Source organism: Pseudomonas sp. NLJ1 (assembly GCF_049486705.1).
GTDB lineage: Bacteria > Pseudomonadota > Gammaproteobacteria > Pseudomonadales > Pseudomonadaceae > Aquipseudomonas > Aquipseudomonas inefficax.
In genome coordinates this window covers 2,123,150-2,148,704 of sequence record NZ_CP137735.1, presented here as the reverse complement: position 1 = coordinate 2,148,704, position 25,555 = coordinate 2,123,150, and the positions used below count along the sequence as shown (strand labels likewise).

Sequence of the window (25,555 nt, the reverse complement as noted above, 5' to 3'; positions counted from 1 at the left end):
CCTGGCTTCGTGCGCAAGAAATGTGGGTTCAGACGTTGATCGAGGAAGGTGGGGCGCGGCTGCGCGCACCAGGGAATACAGCCTGCCGGGCATGGCCCTGGTGCGTGGGTGCGAACAGGTGAGTGGTGGGTACGACGCTGCCTGCGCTGAGCGGGCTGAGGGCCTGGGGCAGGGCCGGGCAGTTGAACAACAGGCTGCAGTAACCGCACTTTTCCCACATCACATGCAGCTGGCCATCACCAGCCTGGCCGTGATGGGTGTCGCCGCCATGCTGATGGGCGGTCGCCATCGGCATGTCCATCGGCATGCTCATGCCGGCGTGGTGGTCCATCGGCATCGACTGGGAAATCAGCGGGCCGATGAAGATCATCCACATGGCGAACAGGCTCAGCCATCCGCCACCGGCGCGCCTGCGGTCAGGGCGGGTGGTACGGCTGATGCTGTTGCGTGGCAGGCTCATGACGAGTGCCTTTCAGCGGGTGATCAGTGCGCGTGTTCGTGGGCTTGCGGCTGGTCCGTTGGCGCCTGCTTCTGCACGGCCACATCGACGGTGATATCGCCGGCCTTTTCGAAGTGCAGGGTCAACGGGAAGCGCTTGCCGTCGCTGAGCAGGCTGCGGTCCTTGGGCTGCATCAGCATCACATGGTAGGCGCTGGGGGCGAAGGTCAGGTCCTTGCCTGCGGGCACCAGCACGCTGGGCACCTGCTGCATCTTCATGGCACCGCTGGCGCCCATGGCATGCTCGTGCAGTTGTGCGTCATCGCTGATGGGGCTGTCGACACCGAGCAGGCGGTCGTCGGCCTGGCCATTGTTGTGCACCACGAAATACGCCGCGACGTTGGGGGCATTGGGGGGCAGCTGCAGTGACCAGGGGTGGGCGATGTGCAGGTCACCCACGCTGTATTCGTGGGCATTGGCAAAGGCGCCGGGCAGCAGCAGGGCGGCCATGACGAGGGCGTGCTTGAGCATGGTGAATCTCCGTTTCTGTTCAGGTTCAGGCAGACAGCGTGATGAACTCAGGCCAGCGGAGAGGCACGGGGGTTGAGCGCCGGCCAGAGTTGGCGAGGCGTGGCGTGGTAGTCGGCGGGTGGCGGCAGCAGCCCGGCGAGCAGTATCGGCGGGTTGTGCAGCTGCGGCGGGTAGCCGGGCAGGGCCAGCAGTGGCGCGGCACCGGTGCAGCACCAGCAATTCATCATGCTGGCGCTGTCGTCGCTTTGCGGGCCGAGGTCGATCTTGGCCAGGGCCTGGACGTCGACCTTGGCCTTGTTGGCCATGCTGGAACAGAAGGCCCCCCACAGCAGCTGCTCGGCCGGGCCCTTGGGCGCGGCAGAAGACAGCGGCATGGCCAGCAGGTTGAACAGCACTGCAAGGCAGGCTATCCAGGCGATGTGCCGACGTGGGGGCATGGAGAGATCCGGTCAGGAATCGTGGTGGGTATTGTAAGGCGGAGTATAGGTAAAAATGGCGGGGTGCGGTGAAGTGACGCAGGCCAGGTGGCTTCGGGGTCTGCTGTGCAGCCCATCGCGACACAAGGCCGCTCCTACAAGGGATCGCATCATGGCCAGACATGCACGGTTCTTGTAGGAGCGGCCTTGTGTCGCGATGGGGCGCAAAGCGCCCCCAGCATTATCAAGCCTTGCCACGCCCCATCAGCCCGCGGACGGTCTCCTGCAGGTCCGCCGGCAGCACCACCACCTTGGCATTGCTGCTGCCCGCCAGGTTCTCCATCGCCCCCACATAGCGCTCGCCCAGCAGGTACATCGCCGGCACGGTCTCGTTGCCTACCGCGTCCTTTACCAGCGAAATCGCCCGTGCCGAGGCCTCGGCCAGGCTGATCTGCGCTTCGGCATCCAGCCTGGCAGCCTGCAAGCGTGCTTCTGCTTCCAGGATTGCCGCCTGCTTGGCCCCTTCGGCACGGGTCACGTCGGCCTTGCGCTCGCGCTCGGCAGCCGCCTGGCGCTCCATGGCCAGTTGCATGTTCTCCGAGGGCTTGATGTCCTGGATCTCCACCGAGCGCACGGTCACGCCCCAGTCTTCGGTCTGCTCGGACATCGCCTCGCGCAGGCGCGCCTTGATCTGCTCGCGGCTGGACAGCGCTTCGTCCAGGTCCATGGCCCCGACAATGGCGCGCAGCGAGGTCATGGTCAGGCTGGTGACGGCGAACGAGAAGTCCTGTACGCCATAGGCGGCCTTCTGCGGGTCGACCACCTTGGCGAAGCACAAGGCATTGGCGACGATTACCGCGTTGTCCCTGGTGATGATTTCCTGCTGCTGCACATCGAGGATGATGTCCTTGGTCGGCAGGCGGTAGGCGACCACATCCATGTAGGGGATGACGATGTTCAGGCCGGGCTTGAGCGTGCTCTGGTAGCGGCCCAGGCGCTCGACGACCCATTCCTCGCCCTGGGGCACGATGCGCACCCCCTTGAACACGGTGATCAGGACGAACAGGGCGATGGCGATGACGACGATGAGGCTGGTCATGATGCGAAATTCCTTTTAGTGCGGATTCAGGCCCGAATGACCCGGGCAGTGTTCCCTTCGATGGCGGTCAGGCGTACCCGCTCGCCGGCGGCGATCTCGCTGTTGGCGATGCAGACCCATTCCTCGTTGCCGAGGATCGGCTTCTGGAAGCGCACGCGGCCTTTCTGGAACTCCGATACACCAGCAGTCAGCAGCCCCACTTCGCCGATCACGCTTTCGGCGGTCCAGCGCACGTCTGGTTGCTTGCGCCGGAACAGCTTGAACCACAGTGCAGTGGTGACTGACGACATCAGCACCCACAGCAGTACCTGCATATCCAGTTGCAGGCTGGGGGCGGCCAGCGAAATGAGTGATACCAGCACGGCGCCGATGCCGAACCAGAGGATGAAGAACGTCGGCAGGACCAGTTCGAGCAGCATCAGCGCGATGCCGAACACCAGCCAGATCCACCATTGCATTTCCATATGTATAGCGCCTTCCGGGGGGAGTGCCGAGTTTAAGGTAGCAGGGCGGCACAGGGCCACTTCATGGTTTGAAAGAAAAGTCCGAAATGGCTGTAGGAGCAGCTCCCTTGCGCAAATGTATGAAAATTGCCGCGTTCCCTGTGGGAGCGGGTTCACCCGCGAACACCGGCGAAGCCGGTGCCATGCACCGCGTTGATTCTTCGCGGGTGAACCCGCTCCCACCTTACTCGCGCAGGTCGAGCGCTGCAGTCAGATCAGGCAGTGAGTCGAAAGCCCGGTCCACCTCCGGCAACGGCGGGCGCTTGAGGATCAGCACCGGCACGCCCAGCTCCCGCGCCACCTCCAGCTTCGGTTCGGTCGCCACGCTGCCACTGTTCTTGCTTATCAGCACATCGATCTTGCGGCGCAGGAACAACGCCCGCTCATCCTCTATATGGAATGGCCCCCGCGCACCAATCACTTCGCAGCGATCGTTGCCAGGGCACGCCTCCAGCGCCCGCAAGGTCCAGAATTGCTCTGGCGGTATCTCGTCCAGATGTTGCAGCGGTTCACGCCCCAGCGTGAACAATGGCCTGCGAAACGGCTTGAGTGCCCCGATCAAACCTGCCCAGTCCTCGACCTCGCGCCAGTCGTCCCCGGCTTGTGCCTGCCAGGCCGGGCGGCGCAAGGCCCAGCACGGGATACCAGCCATGCGTGCGGCGTTGGCAGCATTGCTGCTGATTTGCGCGGCATAGGGATGGGTGGCATCGATAAGCAACGTGATGCCTGCCTCGCACAGGTAGTGGGCCAACCCTTCGGCGCCACCAAAGCCGCCGACCCGAACCTGGCATTGCAGGTCCTGCGGCACCCGGCCGATGCCCGCCAGGCTGTAGACGTGCTGCGGGCCCAGACGGCGAGCGATGGCCAGGGCTTCAGTGACTCCGCCCAGCAGCAGGATGCGCCCGTTCATTGCACACCCGCCCGGCCGACGATGCCGCCCTGGCGGTCGATGGCGAAGACCTCCACCTGTACCTGCGCCGGCACCACGCTGCGAGCGAAGGCCAGGGCGTGGGCGCACACCGCGTCACCCAGGTGGATGCCGGCGGCATGGGCCAGTGCCAGGGCCTGCTGGCTGGTGTTGGCGGCAATGATCGATGCCTGCAGCGCCTCGTCGGCGCCGATGTCCGCTGCCCAGCCGGCCAGTTGTGGCAGGTCGATGCTGGAGTGGCGGCTGTGCAGGTCCATGTGCCCGGCAGCCAGTTTGCTGATCTTGCCGAAGCCGCCGCAAAGGGTCAGGCGTGGCACCGGCACCTTGCGCAGGTGCTTGAGCACTGCACCGACGAAGTCGCCCATTTCGATCAGGGCTATCTCCGGCAGGCCATAGACGCGGCGCATGGTGTCTTCGCTGGCGTTGCCGGTACAGGCGGCGATATGCGTGTAGCCGTTGGTGTGGGCGACGTCGATGCCCTGGTGGATCGAGGCGATGTAGGCCGCGCAGGAAAACGGCCGCACGATGCCGCTGGTGCCGAGGATCGACAGCCCGCCGAGGATGCCCAGGCGCGGGTTCATGGTCTTCAGGGCCAGTTGCTCGCCGCCCTGCACATTGACCGTGACCTCGAAGCCGCCGGGGTAGCTGCATTCGTCCGCCAGGCGTTGCAGGTGTTCACTGATCATGCGCCGCGGCACCGGGTTTATGGCTGGCTCACCCACCGCCAGCACCAGCCCCGGGCGGGTCACGGTGCCCACGCCGGTACCGGCGACAAAACGGATGCCCGGTTCGGCCAACAGGCGCACCTGGCTGTAGAGCAGGGCGCCGTGGGTCACGTCCGGGTCGTCGCCGGCGTCCTTGAGCGTGCCCGCTTCGGCACCTTGATTGGTGAGACGGCAGAACTCCAGGCGCATCTGCACCACCTTGCCCTTGGGCAGGGTGATGCTGACGGCATCGCTGCTCTCGCCGAGCAGCAGCAAGCGTGCTGCCGCCAGGCTGGTGGCGGTGGCGCAACTGCCGGTGGTCAGGCCGCTGCGCAATGGGGCGGGCTGTTCGCGGGTTTCTTCACGCATGGGCGGGTTTCACCACGTCCAGCAAGGTAATCGGCAGCGCTTGGCGCCAAGTGTCGAACGCGCCCAGTGGCTGGGCATGGGCGACATGGATGCGAGTCAGCTCGCCGCCGTGGCGCTCACGAAAATGGGCCAGGGCCAGCTCGCTTTGCAGGGTCACGGCGTTGGCTACCAGCCGGCCACCCGGGCGCAGGTTTGCCCAGCATAGGTCGAGCACACCTTCGCGGGTGACGCCGCCACCGATGAAGACAGCATCCGGTTGCTCCAGGCCTTCCAGCGCCGCCGGGGCCTTGCCGCGGACCAGTTGCAGGCCGGGTACTCCCAGCGCATCGCGGTTGTGTTCGATGAAACCCTGGCGGCCTTCGTCGGCCTCGATGGCCAAGGCGCGGCAGGCTGGGTGGGCACGCATCCATTCGATGCCGATCGAGCCGCAGCCGGCGCCCACGTCCCACAGCAGCTCGCCGGGCTGCGGTGCCAGGCGGGCCAGGGTGATGGCACGGACATCGCGTTTGGTCAGCTGGCCGTCATGCCGGAAGGCGCTGTCTGGCAACCCGGCCAGGCGGTGCAGGCGCGGGGCCTCGGGCGTGGCCAGGCACTCGATGGCTACCAGGTTGAGCGCGGCGGCTTCGCTGTGCGGCCAGTCCTGGGCGGTGCCGGCCAACTCACGTTCGTTGGCGCCACCCAAGTGTTCGAAGACCCGCAGGCGGCTTGGTCCGAAGCCCCGCTCGCGCAGTTGCGTGGCAATTGCTGCCGGGCTGTCGCCGTCGTTGCTCAGCACCAGCAGGCGCAAGCCGCTGTGCAGGTGGGCATTGAGCGCTGCCAGGGGCCGAGCGACCAGCGATACCACCTGCACATCCTGCAGCGACCAGCCCAGGCGGGCGGCAGCCAGGGCACAGGAGGAGGGCATCGACAGCACGCGCATTTCAGCGGCGGGCAGTTGGCGCGCCAGGCTGGCGCCCACGCCGTAGAACATCGGGTCGCCGCTGGCCAGCACGCACACCGGCTCGCCGCGCAGGGCCAGTAGCGGGGCCAGCGAGAACGGGCTTGGCCAGCCCAGCCGTTCGCCGGCCACGCAGCGTGGCAGCAAGGCCAGCTGGCGCGGGCTGCCGAAGATCCGCGCAGCGCCCAGCAGCGCGCGCCGGGCCTGCTTGCCCAGGCCGCTGAAGCCGTCTTCGCCGATACCTACTACTGTCAGCCAGGGTGCCATGTATTTCATTCCGCCATTTTTGGGGCCGCTGCGCGCCCCTTCGCGGGCTCGCCCGCTCCCACAGGTGCATCGCAGCCGTTGAGGGCAGCGGCGGTCCTGTGGGAGCGGGCGTGCCCGCGAAGAAGGCGACGCGGTCCTGGATTTCCACTCGATCGTCGATGATGCTCGACCACCGGCTTTTCATGCCGCCGGACAAAGCAGGCATAATACCGCGCCTTCTACACTCAAGCGCATTTTCACAGATTGCCGGACGCCCCATTGACCCAGGCCAATGCCCCCCATGTATCGCCCCGCCCCTCGGCCTGCCCGGGGTTGTGGCGTATCGTCAGTGCCCGTGATGGCGGCATCTGCCGCATCAAGCTGCCGGGCGGCCTGCTGCTGGCCGACCAGGCCGATGCGGTGGCGGCGGCTGCCGAGCGTTTCGCCGGTGGCGTGATCGAAGCCACCAACCGCGGCAACCTGCAGATTCGCGGCATCGGCAGCGAGCATCGCGGCCTGGTCGAGACACTGCTCGCTGCTGGCCTGGGGCCACGTGATGCCGCCGGGGACGATGTGCGCAACCTGATGCTCAGCCCGCTGGCCGGGCATGACCCGGCGATGCTGCTGGACGCTCGGCCGCTGGCAGGGCAGATCCTCGACCTGCTGGAAGGCACCCCGCGTTTTCACCAGTTGTCGGCCAAGTTCGCCGTGCAGCTGGATGCCGGCGAAAACCTGGCCATGCTCGAACACCCCCATGACCTGTGGCTGTCGGCCCTGCGCCTGGAGCAGCAGACCTGGCTGGCGTTTGGCCTGGCGGGTTGCCCGGCAGACGGCAAGGTGCTCGGCGCGGTGCCGGCGGAACAAGGCCTTGCCCTGGTGCGTGCGGTGCTGGAGCGCTTCCTCGACCTGGCGACCCCGGCACAGTCGCGCATGCGCCAGTTGCTCGAGGTGTGTTCCGTAACCGATTTCATCGACGGACTCGGCCTGGCCATCCGCCGCGATGCCGGCGTGCTCGCATGGCGACGTGAACCGCGCAGCGTCTCGTGGCTGGGCGTTCTGCCGCAGGCGCAGGGCCTCGCCTTGGGCGTTGCCCCGCCGCAGGGCCGCCTGACCCCGGCCATGCTGCGTGGCGCTGCGCGCGTTGCCCGTGAACATGGCGATGGCAGCCTTCGCCTGAGCCCCTGGCAAAGCCTGGTGCTGACCAACCTGCAAGCGCAACACATCGACCACGCCCAGGCCGAGCTGTCCGCCTTGGGCCTGCTGTGCCACGACCATGAGCCGCTGGCACGCATAAGCGCCTGTACCGGCGCCAGTGGCTGTGCCAAGGCCCTGGGCGAGACCAAGGCCGACGCCGTCACCCTGGCGGCACTGCTCGGCCCTGGCTTGCCCGGCAGCGTGCACTTGTCCGGTTGCCCCCGATCCTGCGCCGTGGCCCATGTTGCCCCGGCCACCCTGCTGGCCCGCGCGCCGGGCCGTTACGACCTGTACCTGCGTGATGCACGCCAGCCGGGCTTCGGCGCCCTGCGCGCCACCGACCTTACCTTGAATGAAGCAGGCGCCATGCTCGACCTGCCGACGGAGCACCTTGATGATTGACTACATCCGCGATGGTCAGGAGATCTATCGCAACTCCTTCCGGATCATCCGCGAAGAAGCCCGACTCGAGCGGATCCCCGCAGACCTCGAAAAGCTCGCCGTGCGCGTGATCCACGCCTGTGGCATGGTTGACGCCATCGACGGCCTGCAGTTCTCCGAAGGTGCCGGCCGGGCCGGGCGCGAGGCGTTGCTGAACGGCGCGCCGATCCTGTGCGACGCGCACATGGTCGCCGAAGGCATCACCCGCGCCCGCCTGCCCGCCGACAACAAGGTCATCTGCACCCTGCGCGACCCGAGCGTACCGGGCCTGGCGAAAGACGCCGGCAACACCCGTTCCGCCGTGGCACTGGAGCTGTGGCGCCCGCATCTGGAAGGCAGTGTGGTGGTGATCGGCAACGCGCCTACCGCACTGTTCTACCTGCTGGAAATGCTCGACGCCGGCGCCCCCAAGCCGGCGTTGATCCTCGGCTTCCCGGTCGGTTTCGTCGGTGCCGCCGAGTCCAAGGCGATGCTCGCCGCCGACAGCCGTGGCGTGCCGTTCGTGATCATGCAGGGCCGCCTGGGCGGCAGCGCGATGGCCGCCGCCGCGGTCAACGCCCTGGCCACGGAGGTGGAATGATGGCGCCGCGTGGACGTCTGCTCGGCCTGGGTGTAGGCCCTGGCGACCCTGAACTGATTACCCTCAAGGCCCTGCGCCTGCTGCGTGAAGCGCCCGTGGTTGGCTACTTCGTGGCCAAGGGCAAGCGCGGTAACGCCTTCGGCATCATCGAGGCGCACCTGCAGCCCGAGCAGACCTTGCTGCCGCTGGTCTACCCGGTAACCACCGAAGCGCTGCCGGCGCCGCTGTCCTATGAGCAGGTAATCAGCGACTTCTACGACGAGGCCAGCGTGCAGGTAGCCGAGCATCTGGATGCCGGCCGCGACGTGGCGGTTATCTGCGAAGGCGACCCGTTCTTTTACGGTTCCTACATGTACCTGCACGACCGACTGGCGCAGCGCTACGAGGCCGAAGTGATCCCGGGCGTCTGCTCGATGCTCGGTGGCGCCTCGGTACTGGGCGCGCCGTTGGTATACCGCAACCAGAGCCTGTCGGTGCTGTCTGGCGTGTTGCCGGCCGAAGAGCTCAAGCGTCGCCTGGCCGACGCCGACGCGGCGGTGATCATGAAACTTGGCCGCAACTTCCCCAAGGTGCGCGAAGTGCTGGCGGAACTGGGCCTGGACGGGCGCGCGCTGTATGTGGAGCGGGCGACCATGGCCAACCAGAAGATTGTGCCGCTGGACCAGGTCGACCCACAGTCGTCACCGTACTTCTCGCTGATCATCGTACCGGGTGAAAAATGGCAGGGCTGAACATGCACCAGGCACCGGCGATCGTCATTCTTGGCCAGGGCAGCCTGGCCACGGCGCAGCGTATCCAGCAGTGTTATCCACAGGCATCGATCCATGGGCTGGAAGGCCGGGTCGAGGGTGCCGACCTTTGCTACACCGCGTTCGGCGATACCCTGCGCGAGCTGTACCAGCAGAACACACCGATCATCGCCCTGTGCGCGGCGGGTATCGTCATCCGTAGCCTGGCCAGCCTGCTCAGCGAGAAAGGTGTCGAGCCGCCGGTACTGGCCGTGGCCGAAGACGGCAGTGCCGTGGTGCCGTTGCTCGGTGGCCTTGGCGGTGTGAACGTGATCGCGCGCCAGATCGCTGAAGCATTGGGTGTTGCTGCGGCGATCACCACCAGCGGCGAGCTGCGTTTCGGCACCTGTCTGCTGAACCCGCCGCAAGGCTATGCGTTGGGGGATATCGAACAAGGCAAGCGCTTCGTCTCCGACCTGCTGGCTGGCGAGGCGGTGCGCATCGAAGGTGACGCGCCGTGGCTGCAGCAGGCGCAGTTGCCTGCCAGCGAGGCGGCCCGGCGTACCATCCATGTGGGGCACCAGGCCCGCCCGGCCAGTCGCGACGAGCTGCTGATCCACCCGCGTTCGGTGGTAGTGGGTGTTGCCGGCGGCAGCCTGGCCAGTATCCGTGCGGCATTGCAGCAGGCCGGCATCGCCGAGCCCGCTGTGGCCTGCCTGCTGGCCGACGAGCAGGCCATGGCCGATGGCTCCTTGCACGAAGCGGCACAGGCCCTGGGTGTCGCCTTGCGCTTCGCCGCCAAGGGGCATGATGTGGCGGGCATGGTTGCTGCGGCATTGCCCGCTGCGCAACTGATCGAGGTGGCAGATATAGTCATCGCGGTGGCGCCTGCCCCGGTCGAGGTGATGCAGGTTGGCCGTCGTCGGGGTCGCCTGGCGGTCATTGGCCTGGGGCCGGGTGCAGCCGAGCTGATGGTGCCGGCGGTCAAGGCCGAACTGGCGCGGGCCGAGGATGTGCTCGGTTACGAAACCTACGTGCGCATGGCCGGTCCGTTCCGTGACGACCAGGTGCTGCACTGCACCGATAACCGTGAAGAGATGCAGCGTGCCCGGCACGCTTTCGAACTGGCGGCCCAAGGGCGTTCGGTGGTGGTGGTTTCGTCTGGCGACCCAGGCGTGTTCGCCATGGCTGCTGCGGTGCTCGAAGCGTTGCACGAGTCGAGCGACCCCGCTTGGCATCGCGTCGATCTCGAGATACTGCCGGGGGTGTCGGCTTCGCTCGCGACGGCCGCCCAGGCAGGCGCGCCGCTGGGGCATGACTTCTGCGTGATGTCGCTGTCGGACAACCTCAAGCCTTGGTCGATCATTGAAAAGCGCCTGGACCTGGCGGCCCAGGCCGACCTGGTGCTGGCGTTCTACAACCCGATTTCCAAGGCCAGGCCACACCAGCTTGGGGTCGCGCTGGAGATCGTGCGCCGACACCGCGAGGGGAACACGCCTGTAGTCCTTGGCCGAGATATCGGTAGGCCGGGGCAGACGCTGAATGTCGTCACATTGGCCGAGCTGCTGCCGGAAATGGTCGACATGCGCACCATGGTGCTGGTGGGCTCCTCGACAACCTGCGTGTTTCCTCGCCTGTCGGGTGGAGTGTGGGCCTACACGCCACGTTGGTATCCCTCGGCCTCCTGAATACGTCGGAAACCCTTCAGCGCGTTGCGTATCGCCCGCGCTGGCTAAGGTGGCTGCCCCTGACTCATGGGGCAACCACCAAGGAGTTTCCAGATGTCCGAAGCAACCCAAGGCACCACCACCAACGACTCCGCCATCCTGGTCGAAGGCAACCTGCTCGCCTGCGGCGCTGGCATGTCTGCGCAAAACCGTCACGATGTGAAAAATGCCTTCCACTTTGCCACGCTGGTGGCCGACAAAGCCTTTGACGCCGAAAAACAGAGCAGGCAGTGGTACGACAAATTCGTCGATGTCATGCGTGATCTCGGCTTTACCATCCCGCGTCGCAGCTTCGAGCTGGAAACTTCGGCCGAGCTGTCTGTCACCGTAGGCGCCGTCGCTATCCGTGCGATAGGGGCTGCCGGCAATGCCATGCTGGGTGGCACGGTGCTGGCTGACCTGGCGAAGAGCGCTTTCGACAAACTGAGCACCGTCAAGAACGACGCCAAGGTGCTCGACCACAAGCGCAAGAACAAGGCCAGGGGCATGGTCGGGCTGGCCGCGTGCATCGAAACCGCAAACAACGATGTGGTGATGGTGGTGAGCTGCATTCAGGCCGGCGCTCCGAAACTGGATGACGATTTGCTGGGCATCCAATGGAAGCTGGACAAGACGCAGTATTACGCCGGTACGGCGGTGCTCACGCTCAATACCTTCGTCTACGACAAAATCCGCGAAACCGTGGAAAACAAACTCGGCGTGCGCAGCGTCGAGAACGTTCTCCAGTACGACATCTGAGTGCAAGGCGGCGTTGGCGCAACGCCGCCTTTTCGACTCCTTGTGACGAGGCAACGCAATGGATAAAAAAGTTGAACAACTGATGTTGATTGGCGGAACGGCGTTGCTGTATCCCGCGGGAACCGGCCCGATTCAACGTCAGGCCGCCTTCGACTCGATACTTTACGCGCAGTTGTTGGCCAACAAGAACGCTGGGTCACGCTTTGAAAACTACGAAGGCTGGTACGCCGCCTACCGAGATGCATACCGCCAACTGGGCTGGATCAAGCTGGCCAGCACGCATGATCTCAAACAGTTGGGGCAACCCGCGCGTAGCGCGCAGGCTCAGCCACTTGAGGCGTGGCTGAAAATACGCTCGATCCGCCACGAGGCCGTGCTGGCCGCGGTAAAGGCGGGCCTGGAACGATCAGCAGCAGGTTGTTGCCATTTGCTGAAATTCAGCGCGCAGGACCAGGCGCAGCGTTCGCAGTTGGTGATCGAGCTTGGCCTGCTCAAGCCAGGACCGGCCCTCGAGCTTTGCAGCATTACCTTGCAAATCGACAAGCCGATGTCGGGCGTCTCGCTGGATGGATTGCTAAGCGAACAATTGCTTCAGGGGGAAGCCGAGTTCAATGCAGTTTCTATGTTGCTGGATAACGGGCGCTTCCAACACCAGCGTGACGAACTGCAGGCATTGATGAAACTGAAGGATGCCCAGGGTGACTACCGATTCGATCCTCATGCGCCAGCAACAGGAGCACATCATGAGTGACGCCACGTCTGCCGTGATCGGTGCAGGAATTGTCTCGTTCCTGCCGGGTATTTCCGCAGCGCAGAAAACCAAGGTGAAACTGGCCCTGGCGATGGCCGAGCGCGCGACCGAGACGGCGTGCAGGGAAGGGCTGGTCAAGGACTGGTTTGCCTATTACCGCAACCAGCTCAAGTACATGGGCTGGGACGCCGTGTCTGCCGAGCAGCTTCATTGGCCCGACCAGCGCCGCGCCCGGCAGGCCGATCAGGTACTGGAAACCATTGCGGTAACCGCCGGCGAACATTTTGCCTCGGCCATTGGCATCTCCATGCAGAAGCTGCTGGCCAACCCGTCGGTTCTGCAGGAGCTTGAGCGGCGCGCCTATGAACGCCAGCACTTCCAGTTGTTGCCGTGTGCGCCGGCCGGTGCCAATCGTGTGGATATGGTGCTTTACCATGAGACCGACACGCGCTCGGCCTTCGGCGCGGGCTTCATCAGCCACAAGCGCAGCTACCGGAACGTGCGTGCGGAGTTGATACGTTTCAACCTGCTGGCTTTCGAGCACAGCTTCTTGCCCAAGGTGCAGGACCGGGTGGTGCAGGTGTCCATGCAGCGTGTTCTGGATTACGCCCTCTAGGAGGTCAGGTAGCCCTTGATTCCGGTGAAGATGATCTGCGCCGCCAGGGCGCAGACGAACAGCCCCATCAGGCGGCTGACGATCTGCAGGCCCTGGTCGCCTAGGATGCGCTCGATACGGTGTGACAGGTACAGCACCAGGCCGACGGTGAAGCTGGCCAGGGCTATGCTGATGATGGCCAACAGCTTGTCGTCCCAATGCGGGTGGCCGACGCCCATTACCAGCAGTGCACCGATGGTGCCGGGGCCAACGGTGAGCGGGATGGTCAGCGGTACGATGGTGACGTCCTGCTGCACGTTGTCGGCCTGTACTGCGGACTTGCCTTGAGCCATGCCCAGTGCCGAAATGAACAGCACGCTGCCCGCGCCGATGCGGAAAGCGTCGGCGGTGATGCCGAAGATGCCGAAGATCGCCCGCCCGAACAGGTACAGCAGGACACTGGCGACGAGCGCGGCAATAGCCACCTTCCATGCCAGCTGCTTGCGCTCTTTGCTGGAGTGGCCGCGGGTCAGGCTGATGAAGCACGACAGCACGAAGAACGGGCTGTAGAGCACGAGCATTTTCAGGTAGACGCTGAACAACTCATGGAGCATGGGGGCTGGTCCAGGCAGTTATGGCTGGGCAGAGTTTATCAGCAGATTCTGTTAATAGCCTGTGCCGTCCTCTTCGCGGGTGAACCCGCTCCCACAGGTACTGCACAAGGCCTGAAGGCAATGCTATCCCTGTGGGAGCGGGTTTACCCGCGAAGAGGACGGCACAGGCGCCTGAGATCAGGAACTATGCACCGGATCCACCTTGGCTTCCCGCTGATTGGCCCAGTACTGGATCAGCTCTCGCAACTGTGACAATTCCACAGGCTTGGCCATGTGCCCGTCCATGCCCGCCAGGCGGGCGCGTTCCTTGTGTTCAGCAAGTATGTGCGCGGTCAGCGCCACCACTGGGGTGCGCTGGCGCTGGTTGGCGGCTTCCCAGGCGCGTAGCTGCTGGGTGGCCGAGAATCCGTCCAGTATCGGCATTTCGCAGTCCATCAGCACCAGGTCATAGTGCTGCGCCTTCATCGCCTGCAAGGCCTCTTCCCCATTGCTGGCAGTGTCGGGCTCGAGGTTGAGCTTGCCGAGCATGCCGCGGATCACCTTGGTCGAAATGCTGTTGTCCTCGGCGACCAGCACGCGGAAGTCGCCGGGCAGGTCCAGTGCCTGGGGGCTGCCGGGCAAACTGGGCGGTACGGCTTGCTCGCGGCCGCGTTGGGCCAGCTCTTCGGCCAGGGTGGTTTTCAGCGTGTAGCCGGCCACCGGCTTGGCGAGGATCCGCTTGACCCCGGCGTTGCGCGCTATGACCTTGCTCGGCGCATTGCTGATGCCAGTGAGCATCACTACCAGGATGTCGTGGTTCAGGCTCGGGTCTTCCTTGATCTTGGCGGCCAGCTGCATGCCGGTCATGCCTGGCATGTTCTGGTCCAGCAGCACGGCATCGAAGTAGTCGCGCAGATGAGCCTTGGTGCGCAGCAGGGCCAGGGCTTCCTTGCCCGACGGGACTGCGCTGACGTTCATGCCCCAGGCGCTGCACTGCTGTACCAGCACCTTGCGGCAGGTGTCGTTGTCGTCCACCACCAGCACGCGGGCATCGCGCAGCGGGCTGTCGAGGTCTGCCGGTGGCTGTTCCAGGCGCGAAGGGTCCAGTGGCAGGGTCAGCCACAGGGTGTTGCCCATGCCGGTGCTGCTCTTGATGCCGAACTCACCCTGCATCAGGCCGATCAACTGCTTGGCGATGACCAGCCCCAGGTGGCCGCCCAGCTTGTTGCTGGAGAGGAAGTGATGGCTGTGCAACTCGGCCTGCAGCAGGGCTTCGCGGTCAGCGGCAGGCAACGGTTCGCCGCTGTCCTGAACGGCGATGCGCAGGCGCGGTACCTCGCCGCGCTGGTCCAATGCCACTACCAGCAGGATCTCGCCCTGGCTGGTGTTTTTCAGGGCATTCTCCAGCAGGCTCGACAAGGCCTGGCGCAGGCGCGTCGGGTCGCCGCTGATCACCCGTGGTACCTGCGGCTGGGTGAAGCTGATCAGTTCGATGTTCTGTTGTTCGGCCTTGGCGCGGAAGATGTTCAGGCAATCCTCGATCAGGGCGTTGAGGTCGAACTGCACATCATCGAGTTCGATCTGCCGGGATTCCAGCTTGGAAATGTCGAGAATCTCGTTGATCAGCGTGAGCAGTTCGTTGCCGGCGCTGTGAATGGTCTGCACGTAGTCGCGCTGCTTGACCGACAGCGGCGTGCCCAGCAGCAGCTCGGTCATGCCCAGAACACCGTTCATGGGGGTGCGGATTTCGTGACTGATCTTGGCCAGGAACTCGGCCTTGGCGTTGATCTCGGCATCGCTGGCGGCCAGGGCGCGGCTGGCGCTGAAGCGCTCCTCGCTCATGCGTCGCAGGCGTTCGCTGACTGCCAGGTTGAGCAGCAGGCCGCTGGCCACGGTCAGGCCCAGCAGGATGCACAGCAGCCAGGGTGTCGAGGTACGAGTCAGGCCCAGCAGCGCCGGCAGCAGCACCAGGCCACCGAGGTTGAACACCACCATGGCCAGGCTGAACAGGCGTGCTGGCGCATAGCCCTTGTACCAGTGGTAGCTGCTGACCAGCAGCATGCTCACGCTGCCCAGGGCCATCAGGGCGTAGGTCATCAGGTTGAGCGGCAGGGTGTCGACGAACAGCAGCACCAATCCGCTCACCCCGGCCACCAGCATCTCGCCCTGCAGCAGGCGGTTGAGCCGTGGCGAGTTGCATGGCGAGAAGAAATGCTGGGTGAAACACAGCCCGGCCAGGCCGGCCAGGACCAGCGTCAGGTATGCGGCGGGTGTTTGCGCGCTATGCCACACGTGCCACCAGGGGCCGCTGAGGTTCAGCAGGATCAGGCCGCTGAGCAGCATCAGGCCATGGTACAGCGCCAGTATCAGGGTGGTGTTGGAGCGGCTGTAGAGGAAGCGGATCAGGTTGTGCAGGATCAGCATCACCAGCCCGCCGAACAGCATGCCGAACAGCAGTGGCTGGCGCTGGTCGGAGGCTGCCACGGCCGCAGGCTCCAGGCTGATGGCCGGGCGTAGCTGGTGTTCGGAAACCAGGCGCAGGTAGATATCCAGGGGTTGCTTGCTGTTGGGCAGGGGCAATACATGGTCGCTGCCGCGCAGGGTCGGGCTGGCATTGCCGGCCTGGCGCCCATGGTGCAGCTGACGCAGAAGCTGGTCGCCCTCGAGGGCGTAGAGGTCCAGGCCGGAAAGGTCTGGGGCGAAAACCCGCAGCAGTTGTTCCTGCTCGCCGGGCTCCAGGCGGTAGTGCAGCCACAGGGCCTGTTCCGCAGGTGCGGCATCCAGTTCGGCAAGTACCAGCGGGCTGAACTGGTTGCGGTAACGCTCGGAACGCACATCGCTCAGTTGCAGGTTGGCCTGTTCGTCGAGCAGAACGGCCCAGCCTCCGTCATGTTCGGCCGCAGCCGGGAACATGCAGAGCAAGGTCAGCAAGCTGACGATCAGAGCTGAGGCAATCCGAAGCCGACGCACTACGAAATCCCTTCTTAGCCAAGGTGCCGGGTATTAACTATGCGCGGCGCGCCAAGTCGAAGGCAAGGCCCCTCGGGGCCCTGTCGACGAGCCGGATGCCGCAGGCGCAAGGTGCTGGGCGCGCTGCGGCACTCCGCTACCACTTACTGCTGGTGCTCACCGCGTTCGCGGGCGATGGCCCGGTAGCCGATGTCGGTGCGGTAGAAGCTGCCGTTCCAGCTTACTTCCTTGGCCAGGCGGTAAGCCTGCTGCTGCGCGTCGGCAACAGTACTGCCCATGGCGGTGGCACACAGCACGCGCCCACCGTTGGTGGTCACCTTGCCGTCCTTGAGTGCGGTACCGGCATGGAACACCTTGCCTTCGATCTTCGCGGCAGCGTCCAGGCCGTTGATCACGTCACCCTTGGCGTAGTCGCCCGGGTAACCGCCGGCAGCCAGCACAACGCCCAGGCTCGGGCGCGGGTCCCACTGTGCTTCGACCTTGTCCAGTGCCTTGGCGAAGGCTGCTTCGACCAGCAGCACCAGGCTCGATTCCAGGCGCAGCATGACCGGCTGGGTCTCCGGGTCGCCGAAGCGGCAGTTGAACTCGATGACCTTGGGGTTGCCCGCCTTGTCGATCATCAGGCCGGCGTAGAGGAAGCCGGTATAGACGTTGCCTTCCTCGGCCATGCCGCGCACGGTCGGCCAGATCACCTGGTCCATCACGCGCTGGTGCACTTCGGCGGTGACTACCGGGGCAGGGGAGTAGGCACCCATGCCGCCGGTGTTCGGGCCGGTATCCTGGTCGCCGACGCGCTTGTGGTCCTGGCTGGTGGCCATGGGCAGCACGTTCTGGCCGTCGACCATGACGATGAAGCTGGCTTCCTCGCCGTCGAGGAACTCCTCGATGACCACGCGGGAGCCCGCATCGCCGAAGGCGTTGCCGGCCAGCATGTCACGCACGGCGGCTTCGGCTTCTTCCAGGGTCATGGCGACGATCACGCCCTTGCCCGCGGCCAGGCCGTCGGCCTTGATCACGATCGGCGCGCCTTTTTCCTGCAGGTAGGCCAGCGCCGGCTCGATTTCGGTGAAGTTCTGGTAGTCGGCGGTCGGGATCTTGTGACGCGCCAGGAAGTCCTTGGTGAAGGCCTTGGAGCCTTCCAGCTGGGCCGCGCCCTTGGTCGGACCGAAGCAGTCCAGGCCGCGGCTGCGGAACAGGTCGACCACGCCGATGACCAGGGGTGCTTCCGGGCCGACGATGGTCAGGTCGACGTTCTTCTCGGCGAAGTCAGCCAGTTGCTCCAGGGCGCAAACGTCGATGGCAACGTTTTCGCACTTGGCTTCAATGGCGGTGCCGGCGTTGCCCGGTGCAACGAAGACTTTCTCGACGCGTGGGTCCTGGGCGACTTTCCAGGCCAGGGCGTGCTCACGGCCGCCGCTGCCGATGATCAAAACTTTCATGTCAAAACCTCTGTTTGGCGGCAGACCTCGTACCCTGTGGGAGCGGGTTCACCCGCGAATACGGCGGTGAACCCAGCATCGCATTCGCGGGTGAACCCGCTCCCACAGGGGCCGAGGGTCGGCCGGCCATCTTGATTAGTGGCGGAAGTGGCGCATGCCGGTGAAGACCATCGCGATACCTGCCTCGTCGGCAGCGGCGATGACTTCAGCATCACGCATCGAACCACCCGGCTGGATCACGGCGCTGATACCTACTTTAGCCGCATTGTCGATGCCATCACGGAACGGGAAGAACGCATCCGACGCCATGACTGCGCCCTGCACTTGCAGGCCGGCATGCTCGGCCTTGATTGCAGCAATGCGCGCGGAGTTGACGCGGCTCATCTGGCCGGCGCCGACGCCGATGGTCTGGCGCTGCTTGGCGTAGACAATGGCGTTGGACTTGACGAACTTGGCCACTTTCCAGGCAAACACCAGGTCGTGGATCTCTTGCTCGGTCGGCGCACGCTTGGTGACGATCTTCAGGTCATCGGCAGTGATCATGCCGATATCGCGGCTTTGGACCAGCAGGCCACCGTTGACACGCTTGAAGTCCCAACCGGCTGCGCGCTCGGCTGGCCACTCGCCGCACTCCAGCAGGCGTACGTTCTGCTTGGCGGCAACCACGTCGCGCGCGGCCTGGGAGATTTTCGGGGCGATGATCACTTCGACGAACTGGCGGTCGACGATGGCCTTGGCGGTTTCGCCGTCCAGTTCGCGGTTGAAGGCGATGATGCCGCCGAACGCCGACTCGGTGTCGGTGGCGTAGGCCAGGTCGTAGGCCTTGCGAATGCCGCCTTCGTCCTCAGGTACCACGGCCACGCCGCATGGGTTGGCGTGCTTGACGATGACGCAGGCCGGCTTGACGAAGCTCTTCACGCACTCCAGTGCGGCGTCGGTGTCGGCAACGTTGTTGAACGACAGTTCCTTGCCCTGCAACTGGATGGCGGTGGAAACGCTGGCCTCGCCTTTCTTCGCTTCTACGTAGAACGCCGCGCTCTGGTGCGGGTTCTCGCCGTAGCGCATTTCCTGGGCCTTGACGAACTGGCTGTTGAAGGTGCGCGGGAACTCGCTGCGGCCTTCGGTGCTCAGGGTTTCTTTGGCCTGGTCGATGGTGCCCATGTAGTTGGCGATCATGCCGTCGTAGGCAGCGGTGTGTTCGAACGCCTTGAGCATCAGGTCGAAGCGCTGGGCGTAGGTCAGGCCACCGGCCTTGAGGCCTTCGACGATGCCGGCGTAGTCGCTGGCGTTGACCACGATGGCCACGTCCTTGTGGTTCTTGGCAGCCGAACGGACCATGGTCGGGCCGCCGATGTCGATGTTCTCGATGGCGGTCGGCAGGTCACAGCCAGGCTTGGAAATGGTCGCTTCGAACGGGTACAGGTTGACCGCTACCAGGTCGATCGGCTTGATGCCGTGCTCGTTCATGATGGCATCGTCGGTGCCGCGACGGCCGAGGATGCCACCGTGGATTTTCGGGTGCAGGGTCTTGACCCGGCCATCCATCATTTCGGCGAAGCCGGTGTAGTCGGCCACTTCCACCGCGTTGACGCCGTTGTCCTTGAGCAGCTTGTAGGTGCCGCCGGTGGACAGGATCTCGACACCGAGCTGCTGCAGCTCACGGGCGAATTCGAGGATACCGGTCTTGTCGGAGACGCTGATCAGGGCGCGGCGGACTGGCAGGCGGGTAGTCTGGTCGGTCATTTCGGGTTCCAATAACGCGGTGGAGTCAGCAAAAAAGGCGCCTCTGTTCAGGGAGCCGCCTTTTCTGGTTGGGATTCTGGCTTACAACAAGTCGTACTGCTTGAGCTTCTTGCGCAGGGTACCTCGGTTCAGCCCGAGCATCTCGCTGGCCTTGGTCTGGTTGCCCTTCACGTAGTTCATCACGCATTCGAGCAGGGGCGCCTCGACTTCGGAGAGCACCAGGTTGTACACGTCCGTCACGGTCGCGCCTTCCAGGTGGGCGAAGTAGTTGTGCAGCGCCTTCTCGACGCTGTCGCGAAGGGTCTGGCCCTCTTCGCTCGGCGTGTTGAGGTGCTGTTTCAGGTTGGCGTTGTCGCTCACGGGCGTTGTTCCACTCACAAATGTCTCGGTCATCATCGTCATGCGGCCACCCCTTGTCCGTCCTCTGTCTCAAGGCTCTGTCGACGTTCGCTGAAAAACGCGCGAACGTTGGCGCACTGCGCTTGTGTGTCTTCCAAAGCGTTGAACCGGGAGCGAAACTCCTTGCCGCCGGGTCGTGTTGCCAGGTACCAGCCAACGTGCTTGCGGGCGATACGTACGCCCATCACATCGCCATAGAAGGCATGCAGCGCGGCCAGGTGCTCCAGCAGGATGCGTTCCACTTCGTCCAGCTGCGGCGCTGGCAGGTGTTCGCCAGTGCGCAGGTAATGCTCGATCTCGCGAAAGATCCATGGCCGCCCCTGGGCGGCACGGCCGATCAACAGGCCATCGACCCCGGTGGCGTCCAGCACCGCCCGGGCCTTTTCTGGCGAGGTGATATCGCCGTTGGCGAAAACCGGGATCGACACCGCCTGCTTGATCGCAGCGATGGTGTCGTATTCGGCTTCGCCGGTGTACAGGTCGGCGCGTGTGCGGCCATGCACCGCCAGCGCCTGGATGCCGGCCTGCTCGGCGATCCTCGCCACGTTCAGGCCGTTCTTGTTCGCCCGGTCCCAACCGGTGCGGATCTTCAGGGTCACCGGAACGTCCACGGCGCCGACCACGGCGTGGAGAATCTCGCTGACCAAGGCTTCATCTCTCAATAAAGCAGAGCCTGCGGCTTTGTTGCAGACTTTTTTTGCCGGGCAGCCCATGTTGATATCAATGATCTGGGCACCCGCTTCGACGTTGGCCTTTGCCGCCGCTGCCATCATCTGCGCATCACCGCCGGCGATCTGCACCGAGCGGGGCTCGGGATCACCTTCATGGATGCGGCGCAGGCTCGACTTGCGGCTGTTCCACAGGCTCATGTCGCTGGAGACCATTTCCGACACCACCATGCCGGCGCCCAGGCGCTGACAAAGCGTACGGAAAGGCTGGTCCGTGACCCCGGCCATGGGCGCGAGGATCAGGTTGTTACGTAGTGTGTATGGGCCGATGCGTACCGCCGACATAGGTGATCCCTGTTGTGGGGCCGAATCTTGGAGTTCGAAAAAGGGTTGGCATGATACCCGCTCTCGATGACCGGATAAAGATGGATTTGGATAAAATCTGAACAGTTGTCGGCTTATGACTTTTGGTACGGACGAGGCCCCAGGACCTTGCGCGGCCCCTGTGGGAGCGGGCGTGCCCGCGAAGCAGGCGGCGCAATGGGTGGCACGGGCTTCGCCCGTGTTCGCGGGCACGCCCGCTCCCACAGGGTCGGTGGCTATTCCGGCGAGCGGAAGCTCAGGCTGTAGTTCACTGCCTTCGGCCCTGGGTCGAGGATGTCCAGGGCGATATGGATTGGGGTCTGGCTGGGCATTTCGCCACGCCCGGCCAGTTCGCCCGACAGGTACTCGCTGGGCTTGAAGCGCCGGCTGGCGATCAGCTGGCCATTGAGATCGGCGAAGCGCAGCTCAAGCAGCGGGAAAGGCTGGGCGAACGGTGCGCGGTTGTAGATGATCGCATCGACGATCAGCGCGCCCTTGAAGTCCGGGTGGCTGCGGACCACCAGGTTGCTGCTCTTGATTCGGGCGATATCGACGCGGGTCGGCACCTCGCAGCCGACCAATGGGCAGACTTGCTGGAAAAGCGGCCGATATTGGTCCTGGCGGGCCATTTCGTCGAAATGGAACCACACGTACTGGAACGCCAGCAAGCCAGCGGCCAGCAGGGTCAGGAAGCCCCACAACAGGCGCTTGCCCCAGTTGGGTGCGGGCTTTTCCCAGCCCAGCTGCAGCGGGTCGTCGACCACATCGACCAGCGGCTCCTTGCGCGCCGGGCGCTCGGCTTTGCCGGCAAGGCCTGGCTCCAGGCGTTCGCCGGGTAGCGGCTCGACAGGCTCGTCATCGCGCGCTGACAGGCGCAGCTCCAGCGGCTCGTCATCGCGGGCGCTCAGGCCCAGTATGGGGGCTTCATCATCGCTGGCTCTCAGCGGGTCGTCGAATTCGGGGTGATCATCGATTTCGGCGGCAGGGTGGACCGGTGGCTCGTCGTCGATGTCCAGGTCCAGATTGCCGCTTAATGTCGGCTCGGTCCGCTCGCCAGGGGCGGGTTGCAGATTCAGCTCCAGGGGCTCCGGCTCCCGCAGCACGGGCGCGGGTTCAATTTCCGGTTGCGGTTCGAACGGCTCATCGGTAGCCGTACCGAACAGGTCGTCGGCATGTTCGTCCGGGTGCAGTTCGTCACGCCGCGCCTGCAGGCCGTCATCCTGGCTTGCCGGGCGAGCCGTGGCCGGTTGGCCGCGGCGTTCCAGGCGCTCCAGCTCCATGTCGAGGTCGAGCGCCTCCAGCGCCTGGGAGGTAAGCGCCCAGTCCTCGTCCGGGGTGATGCCCGGCGCGCTGGCGACAGGCTCGGGTTCGATCGCCGGTTCGATCGCCTCGACCGGCGGCTCGGCAGGGGCAGCTGGCATCGGCGCCGACACCGCAGGGGCGCTGGCTCCGCTGGCGCGGTTCTGCTCCAGCAGCTGCCTGGCGGCGTTGAACACCTGCAGGCAGTGGCCGCAGCGCACTACGCCGCGGGCCACGCTCAACTGGTGATGGGTGACGCGAAAGCTGGTCTGGCAATGCGGGCACTGGGTGACGAAACTGTCGGTCATGCGGCGATCCGGGAGCTATGCAGAAAAGTATTCTAGGCCCGCTTAGCGGCGGCGACCACTGATGCGCACCCAGCCGTCGCGCACGACGATCGGGTCCAGCTCGAAGTCGGCGGCATACGCGGTGGCAACTTCCTCACCTTGCTCGGCGAGGATACCCGACAGTGCCAGCAGGCCACCTGGGCGGACCAGGCCGGACAGTTGCGGTGCCAGCGACACCAGCGGGCCGGCGAGGATGTTGGCGACCAATACATCGGCCTGCATGGCCGGCATGTTCTCGGGCAGGTACAGCGCCAGCTTCTCGTCGGCGATGCCGTTGCGCTGGGCGTTGTCGCGCGAAGCCTCGATCGCCTGCACGTCGATGTCGGTACCGACCGCCTCACGGGCGCCCAGCAGCAGCGCGGCGATGGCCAGGATGCCCGAGCCGCAGCCGAAGTCCAGCACCTGGGTGCCTTCGAGCTGCTGGCCGTCGAGCCATTCCAGGCACAGGGCAGTGGTGGGGTGCGTGCCGGTACCGAACGCCAGGCCCGGGTCGAGCAGCAGGTTCACCGCGTCCTGTTCCGGGGCCTCGTGCCAGCTGGGCACGATCCACAGGCGGCGGCCGAAGCGCATCGGCTGGAAGTTGTCCATCCAGCTACGTTCCCAGTCCTGGTCCTCGATCACCTCGGCCTGGTGCTCGGGCAGCTCGGCGCCGGTCAGCAGGCGCAGGTGGGCGAATACCTGCTCAGGGTCGGCATCGGCCTCGAACAGGGCCAGCAGGTGGGTATGCGACCACAGCGGAGTGGTGTTGAGGTCTGGTTCGAAGATCGGTTGATCCTCGGCATCCATGAACGTGACCGAGACGGCACCCACTTCGAGCAGGGCGTCTTCGTAGGTTTCGGCTTGTTCCGGGCTGATGGCCAGGCGTACTTGCAGCCAGGGCATGGCGGGCACCTTTGGTAAATCGACAGGGGCAGCCCAAGGCTGCGCGAAGGCTGGCAGTTTACGCGAGTGCGGTGGGTTTGTAGAGGAGGCCTGGCGCAGACCCTGTGAGGGCTACTGCCTAGCGCAACATTGAAATCCTGGCATGAACCCTGTGGGAGCGGGCGCGCCCGCGAACACGGGCGAAGCCCGTGCCATCCACCGCGGTGCCTGCTTCGCGGGCATGCCCGCTCCCACAGAATGGGGTGCTTCAGATAAAGCAGAGGGAGAGCGACTCAGCTATATAAGCAGGCTTCTCTTCCCCATCGATCTCCAGCGTGGCAATCGCCTTGAGCAACCACTGCCCCGGCCTTTTTTCCGTCACCTCGGCCAGGTCCACCTTCAGCCGCACCTGGCTGTCGACCTTGACCGGCTGGATGAACCGTACGCTGTCCAGGCCATAGTTCACCACCATCTTCAGCCCTTCGGGAAGGACCAGGATGTCCTCGATCAGCTTGGGAATCAGCGACAACGTCAGGAAACCGTGGGCGATCGTGCTGCCGAACGGGGTTTTCGCCGCCTTTTCCGGGTCGACATGGATGAACTGGAAGTCGCCCGTGGCTTCGGCGAACAGGTTGATGCGCTGCTGGTCGATCTTCAGCCAGGCCGAGTGGCCCAGTTCCTTACCAACGTACTGCGAAAGCTCTGTAACCGGTACATGGGGCATCGCGGACTCTCCGAGTTGTAAGTTGGCACGAAAGTGCAAGATCAGCACGACGAACCGTATCAGTCAAGTTGCGCGCTTTTCGACGAATATCGGTATGTGGCGGCACGTGCTTATAATGACGGCCATGCTCGAGGGAGATGCTTATGCTGTTGCGTGGTTTGACCTGGCTGGTGCTGTTCCAGCTGCTGGGGACGGCGATCAACCACCTGTTGGTGCCGTTTCTGCCGGGGCCGATCATCGGCCTGTTGCTGCTGTTGTTCTTCCTCATGGCCCGTGGTGAGGTGGGCAAGCCGCTGAACGAGGCCGCCAGCAGCCTGCTGCGTTACCTGCCGCTGTTGCTGGTGCCGCCGGCGGTGGGGGTAATGGTGTATGCCAAGGATATTGCCGCCGACTTCTGGGCCATTGCCGGTGCCTTGCTGATCTCCTGCCTTGTCACCCTGGTGTTCGTCGGCGTATTGATGCAAAAGCTCATCCACCGCCAGGGCCGACGCGAGGAGCAGCCATGATGCTCGACTGGCAAGGCGCACTGGATGCGGTCGTTCATCATCCGTTGTTCGGTATTGGCATCACGCTTGGGGCCTACCAGGTGGTACTGGCGGCCTACGAGAAGACCCGCTGGATCTTCCTGCAGCCGGTACTGGTGTCGATGCTGCTGGTGATCGGCGTGTTGCTGGTGTGTGGCATCGACTACAGCGAATACCGCAAGAGCACCGAAATCATGAACATCTTGCTGGGGCCTGCCACCGTGGCCCTGGCCGTGCCGCTCTACCTCAACCTGCGGCGTATCCGGCAGCTGTTCTGGCCCACATTTACTACGCTGGTAGTCGGAGGCCTGTTCGCCACGCTGTGCTGCCTGTTGCTGGGCTGGTGGTTCGGTGCCGAGCACATGATCCTCATGACCATGGCGCCGAAGTCGGTGACCTCGCCGATCGCCATGCTGGTGGCCGAGCAGATTGGCGGCGTGGCGGCCCTGGCTGCGGTGTTCGTGTTGATTACCGGGGTGATCGGAGCAATCTTCGGCCCGGCGCTGCTGAGCCGTTTTGGCGTGCATAGCCCCGAGGCGCGCGGCATGTCGCTGGGCGTAACGGCACACGCGGTGGGCACTTCGGTGGCCCTGCAGGAAAGTGACGAATGCGGCGCCTTTGCCGCGCTGGCGATGAGCCTGATGGGGGTGGCCACGGCGGTGTTCCTGCCGCTGGCGGTCAGCCTGGTGGCTTGAGGACT

The 25,555-nt window shown here is 64.8% G+C and carries 26 protein-coding genes; 9 read left to right on the top strand and 17 right to left on the bottom strand.

The window, feature by feature from the left end:
• Positions 1-28: 28 nt before the first annotated feature.
• From R9B85_RS09660 to cbiE, 8 genes are all read right to left on the bottom strand, one after another.
• Entirely contained in the window at positions 29-460 is a 432-nt protein-coding gene (locus R9B85_RS09660) for a DUF2946 domain-containing protein (RefSeq protein WP_112253648.1), read from the bottom strand.
• 23 nt (positions 461-483) lie between these two features.
• The gene (locus R9B85_RS09655; protein WP_112253647.1) at positions 484-969 is read right to left on the bottom strand and encodes a copper chaperone PCu(A)C; all 486 of its coding nucleotides are present in this window, start codon (positions 967-969) and stop codon (positions 484-486) included.
• Positions 970-1,016: 47 nt separating this feature from the next.
• The gene (locus tag R9B85_RS09650; protein ID WP_207877189.1) at positions 1,017-1,406 is read right to left on the bottom strand and encodes a DUF2946 domain-containing protein; all 390 of its coding nucleotides are present in this window, start codon (positions 1,404-1,406) and stop codon (positions 1,017-1,019) included.
• Positions 1,407-1,629: 223 nt separating this feature from the next.
• Positions 1,630-2,484 carry an SPFH domain-containing protein gene (locus R9B85_RS09645; RefSeq protein ID WP_112253646.1) on the bottom strand — a complete coding sequence of 285 codons (855 nt, stop codon included), beginning with the start codon at positions 2,482-2,484 and terminating at the stop codon, positions 1,630-1,632.
• A gap of 26 nt (positions 2,485-2,510) precedes the next feature.
• Positions 2,511-2,948, bottom strand: coding sequence for an NfeD family protein (locus R9B85_RS09640; protein WP_112253645.1), 438 nt, complete (start codon positions 2,946-2,948; stop codon positions 2,511-2,513).
• Between the two features lie 223 nt (positions 2,949-3,171).
• Positions 3,172-3,897, bottom strand: a complete 726-nt coding sequence (locus tag R9B85_RS09635) for a cobalt-precorrin-6A reductase (protein WP_112253644.1) — start codon at positions 3,895-3,897, stop codon at positions 3,172-3,174.
• Positions 3,894-4,988, bottom strand: a complete 1,095-nt coding sequence (locus R9B85_RS09630) for a cobalt-precorrin-5B (C(1))-methyltransferase (RefSeq protein WP_112253643.1) — start codon at positions 4,986-4,988, stop codon at positions 3,894-3,896. The genes R9B85_RS09635 and R9B85_RS09630 overlap by 4 nt, the downstream gene beginning before the upstream one ends.
• Positions 4,981-6,192, bottom strand: a complete 1,212-nt coding sequence (gene cbiE, locus R9B85_RS09625) for a precorrin-6y C5,15-methyltransferase (decarboxylating) subunit CbiE (protein WP_423770991.1) — start codon at positions 6,190-6,192, stop codon at positions 4,981-4,983. The genes R9B85_RS09630 and cbiE overlap by 8 nt, the downstream gene beginning before the upstream one ends.
• Positions 6,193-6,435: 243 nt before the next feature.
• Between cbiE and cobG the strand changes: the two genes are divergently transcribed.
• From cobG to R9B85_RS09590, 7 genes are all read left to right on the top strand, one after another.
• On the top strand, positions 6,436-7,767 hold the full coding sequence (cobG, locus tag R9B85_RS09620) for a precorrin-3B synthase (protein WP_215520468.1): 1,332 nt from the start codon (positions 6,436-6,438) through the stop codon (positions 7,765-7,767).
• Positions 7,760-8,386 carry a precorrin-8X methylmutase gene (locus R9B85_RS09615; RefSeq protein ID WP_003257545.1) on the top strand — a complete coding sequence of 209 codons (627 nt, stop codon included), beginning with the start codon at positions 7,760-7,762 and terminating at the stop codon, positions 8,384-8,386. Before cobG ends, R9B85_RS09615 begins: the two co-directional genes overlap by 8 nt.
• Positions 8,383-9,117, top strand: coding sequence for a precorrin-2 C(20)-methyltransferase (locus R9B85_RS09610; RefSeq protein ID WP_016712210.1), 735 nt, complete (start codon positions 8,383-8,385; stop codon positions 9,115-9,117). The genes R9B85_RS09615 and R9B85_RS09610 overlap by 4 nt, the downstream gene beginning before the upstream one ends.
• A 2-nt stretch (positions 9,118-9,119) precedes the next feature.
• Entirely contained in the window at positions 9,120-10,802 is a 1,683-nt protein-coding gene (cobJ, locus tag R9B85_RS09605; RefSeq protein ID WP_423771060.1) for a precorrin-3B C(17)-methyltransferase, read from the top strand.
• Positions 10,803-10,895: 93 nt separating this feature from the next.
• Positions 10,896-11,579: a hypothetical protein gene (locus tag R9B85_RS09600; protein WP_112253638.1), complete on the top strand. Its 684-nt coding sequence runs from the start codon at positions 10,896-10,898 to the stop codon at positions 11,577-11,579.
• Between the two features lie 58 nt (positions 11,580-11,637).
• Positions 11,638-12,330 carry a hypothetical protein gene (locus R9B85_RS09595; protein WP_243432187.1) on the top strand — a complete coding sequence of 231 codons (693 nt, stop codon included), beginning with the start codon at positions 11,638-11,640 and terminating at the stop codon, positions 12,328-12,330.
• Positions 12,323-12,946 (top strand): hypothetical protein, encoded by a 624-nt coding sequence (locus R9B85_RS09590; protein ID WP_112253637.1) that lies wholly within the window; start codon positions 12,323-12,325, stop codon positions 12,944-12,946. Before R9B85_RS09595 ends, R9B85_RS09590 begins: the two co-directional genes overlap by 8 nt.
• On the opposite strand, the gene R9B85_RS09585 is transcribed toward R9B85_RS09590, so the two are convergent.
• From R9B85_RS09585 to R9B85_RS09545, 9 genes are all read right to left on the bottom strand, one after another.
• On the bottom strand, positions 12,943-13,539 hold the full coding sequence (locus tag R9B85_RS09585; protein ID WP_112253636.1) for a MarC family protein: 597 nt from the start codon (positions 13,537-13,539) through the stop codon (positions 12,943-12,945). The two genes, R9B85_RS09590 and R9B85_RS09585, sit on opposite strands and share 4 nt — an antisense overlap.
• A gap of 177 nt (positions 13,540-13,716) precedes the next feature.
• Complete coding sequence (locus R9B85_RS09580) at positions 13,717-16,488, bottom strand: hybrid sensor histidine kinase/response regulator (RefSeq protein WP_112253635.1); 2,772 nt, start codon at positions 16,486-16,488, stop codon at positions 13,717-13,719.
• A 143-nt stretch (positions 16,489-16,631) separates the two neighbouring features.
• Positions 16,632-17,927, bottom strand: a complete 1,296-nt coding sequence (gene purD, locus R9B85_RS09575; protein WP_075046492.1) for a phosphoribosylamine--glycine ligase — start codon at positions 17,925-17,927, stop codon at positions 16,632-16,634.
• Positions 17,928-18,062: 135 nt separating this feature from the next.
• Positions 18,063-19,670 (bottom strand): bifunctional phosphoribosylaminoimidazolecarboxamide formyltransferase/IMP cyclohydrolase, encoded by a 1,608-nt coding sequence (gene purH / locus R9B85_RS09570; RefSeq protein WP_063911866.1) that lies wholly within the window; start codon positions 19,668-19,670, stop codon positions 18,063-18,065.
• An 81-nt stretch (positions 19,671-19,751) separates the two neighbouring features.
• A complete protein-coding gene (gene fis, locus R9B85_RS09565; RefSeq protein WP_019099786.1) occupies positions 19,752-20,072 on the bottom strand; it encodes a DNA-binding transcriptional regulator Fis in 321 nt (106 codons plus the stop codon).
• Positions 20,069-21,082 (bottom strand): tRNA dihydrouridine synthase DusB, encoded by a 1,014-nt coding sequence (gene dusB / locus R9B85_RS09560; RefSeq protein WP_046613238.1) that lies wholly within the window; start codon positions 21,080-21,082, stop codon positions 20,069-20,071. Before dusB ends, fis begins: the two co-directional genes overlap by 4 nt.
• Before the next feature lie 254 nt (positions 21,083-21,336).
• Positions 21,337-22,707 (bottom strand): DUF3426 domain-containing protein, encoded by a 1,371-nt coding sequence (locus tag R9B85_RS09555; RefSeq protein WP_313856766.1) that lies wholly within the window; start codon positions 22,705-22,707, stop codon positions 21,337-21,339.
• Between the two features lie 42 nt (positions 22,708-22,749).
• Positions 22,750-23,628, bottom strand: coding sequence for a 50S ribosomal protein L11 methyltransferase (gene prmA, locus R9B85_RS09550; RefSeq protein WP_313856764.1), 879 nt, complete (start codon positions 23,626-23,628; stop codon positions 22,750-22,752).
• A 247-nt stretch (positions 23,629-23,875) separates the two neighbouring features.
• Positions 23,876-24,331: a MaoC family dehydratase gene (locus R9B85_RS09545; protein ID WP_112253632.1), complete on the bottom strand. Its 456-nt coding sequence runs from the start codon at positions 24,329-24,331 to the stop codon at positions 23,876-23,878.
• A 143-nt stretch (positions 24,332-24,474) separates the two neighbouring features.
• On the opposite strand from R9B85_RS09545, the gene R9B85_RS09540 reads away from it, so the two are divergent.
• Entirely contained in the window at positions 24,475-24,837 is a 363-nt protein-coding gene (locus R9B85_RS09540; protein WP_046613232.1) for a CidA/LrgA family protein, read from the top strand.
• Positions 24,834-25,550, top strand: a complete 717-nt coding sequence (locus R9B85_RS09535) for an LrgB family protein (RefSeq protein WP_013974365.1) — start codon at positions 24,834-24,836, stop codon at positions 25,548-25,550. Before R9B85_RS09540 ends, R9B85_RS09535 begins: the two co-directional genes overlap by 4 nt.
• Positions 25,551-25,555: the final 5 nt, after the last annotated feature.

Excerpts from the sequence above, each read along its gene's own strand:
- R9B85_RS09660 (WP_112253648.1), bottom strand. The coding sequence starts at position 460 with ATGAGCCTGCCACGCAACAGCATCAGCCGTACCACCCGCCCTGACCGC.
- R9B85_RS09655 (WP_112253647.1), bottom strand. The coding sequence starts at position 969 with ATGCTCAAGCACGCCCTCGTCATGGCCGCCCTGCTGCTGCCCGGCGCC.
- R9B85_RS09650 (WP_207877189.1), bottom strand. The coding sequence starts at position 1,406 with ATGCCCCCACGTCGGCACATCGCCTGGATAGCCTGCCTTGCAGTGCTG.
- R9B85_RS09645 (WP_112253646.1), bottom strand. The coding sequence starts at position 2,484 with ATGACCAGCCTCATCGTCGTCATCGCCATCGCCCTGTTCGTCCTGATC.
- R9B85_RS09640 (WP_112253645.1), bottom strand. The coding sequence starts at position 2,948 with ATGGAAATGCAATGGTGGATCTGGCTGGTGTTCGGCATCGCGCTGATG.
- R9B85_RS09635 (WP_112253644.1), bottom strand. The coding sequence starts at position 3,897 with ATGAACGGGCGCATCCTGCTGCTGGGCGGAGTCACTGAAGCCCTGGCC.
- R9B85_RS09630 (WP_112253643.1), bottom strand. The coding sequence starts at position 4,988 with ATGCGTGAAGAAACCCGCGAACAGCCCGCCCCATTGCGCAGCGGCCTG.
- cbiE (WP_423770991.1), bottom strand. The coding sequence starts at position 6,192 with ATGGCACCCTGGCTGACAGTAGTAGGTATCGGCGAAGACGGCTTCAGC.
- R9B85_RS09615 (WP_003257545.1), top strand. The coding sequence starts at position 7,760 with ATGATTGACTACATCCGCGATGGTCAGGAGATCTATCGCAACTCCTTC.
- R9B85_RS09610 (WP_016712210.1), top strand. The coding sequence starts at position 8,383 with ATGATGGCGCCGCGTGGACGTCTGCTCGGCCTGGGTGTAGGCCCTGGC.
- cobJ (WP_423771060.1), top strand. The coding sequence starts at position 9,120 with ATGCACCAGGCACCGGCGATCGTCATTCTTGGCCAGGGCAGCCTGGCC.
- R9B85_RS09600 (WP_112253638.1), top strand. The coding sequence starts at position 10,896 with ATGTCCGAAGCAACCCAAGGCACCACCACCAACGACTCCGCCATCCTG.
- R9B85_RS09595 (WP_243432187.1), top strand. The coding sequence starts at position 11,638 with ATGGATAAAAAAGTTGAACAACTGATGTTGATTGGCGGAACGGCGTTG.
- R9B85_RS09590 (WP_112253637.1), top strand. The coding sequence starts at position 12,323 with ATGAGTGACGCCACGTCTGCCGTGATCGGTGCAGGAATTGTCTCGTTC.
- R9B85_RS09585 (WP_112253636.1), bottom strand. The coding sequence starts at position 13,539 with ATGCTCCATGAGTTGTTCAGCGTCTACCTGAAAATGCTCGTGCTCTAC.
- purD (WP_075046492.1), bottom strand. The coding sequence starts at position 17,927 with ATGAAAGTTTTGATCATCGGCAGCGGCGGCCGTGAGCACGCCCTGGCC.
- purH (WP_063911866.1), bottom strand. The coding sequence starts at position 19,670 with ATGACCGACCAGACTACCCGCCTGCCAGTCCGCCGCGCCCTGATCAGC.
- fis (WP_019099786.1), bottom strand. The coding sequence starts at position 20,072 with ATGACGATGATGACCGAGACATTTGTGAGTGGAACAACGCCCGTGAGC.
- dusB (WP_046613238.1), bottom strand. The coding sequence starts at position 21,082 with ATGTCGGCGGTACGCATCGGCCCATACACACTACGTAACAACCTGATC.
- R9B85_RS09555 (WP_313856766.1), bottom strand. The coding sequence starts at position 22,707 with ATGACCGACAGTTTCGTCACCCAGTGCCCGCATTGCCAGACCAGCTTT.
- prmA (WP_313856764.1), bottom strand. The coding sequence starts at position 23,628 with ATGCCCTGGCTGCAAGTACGCCTGGCCATCAGCCCGGAACAAGCCGAA.
- R9B85_RS09545 (WP_112253632.1), bottom strand. The coding sequence starts at position 24,331 with ATGCCCCATGTACCGGTTACAGAGCTTTCGCAGTACGTTGGTAAGGAA.
- R9B85_RS09540 (WP_046613232.1), top strand. The coding sequence starts at position 24,475 with ATGCTGTTGCGTGGTTTGACCTGGCTGGTGCTGTTCCAGCTGCTGGGG.
- R9B85_RS09535 (WP_013974365.1), top strand. The coding sequence starts at position 24,834 with ATGATGCTCGACTGGCAAGGCGCACTGGATGCGGTCGTTCATCATCCG.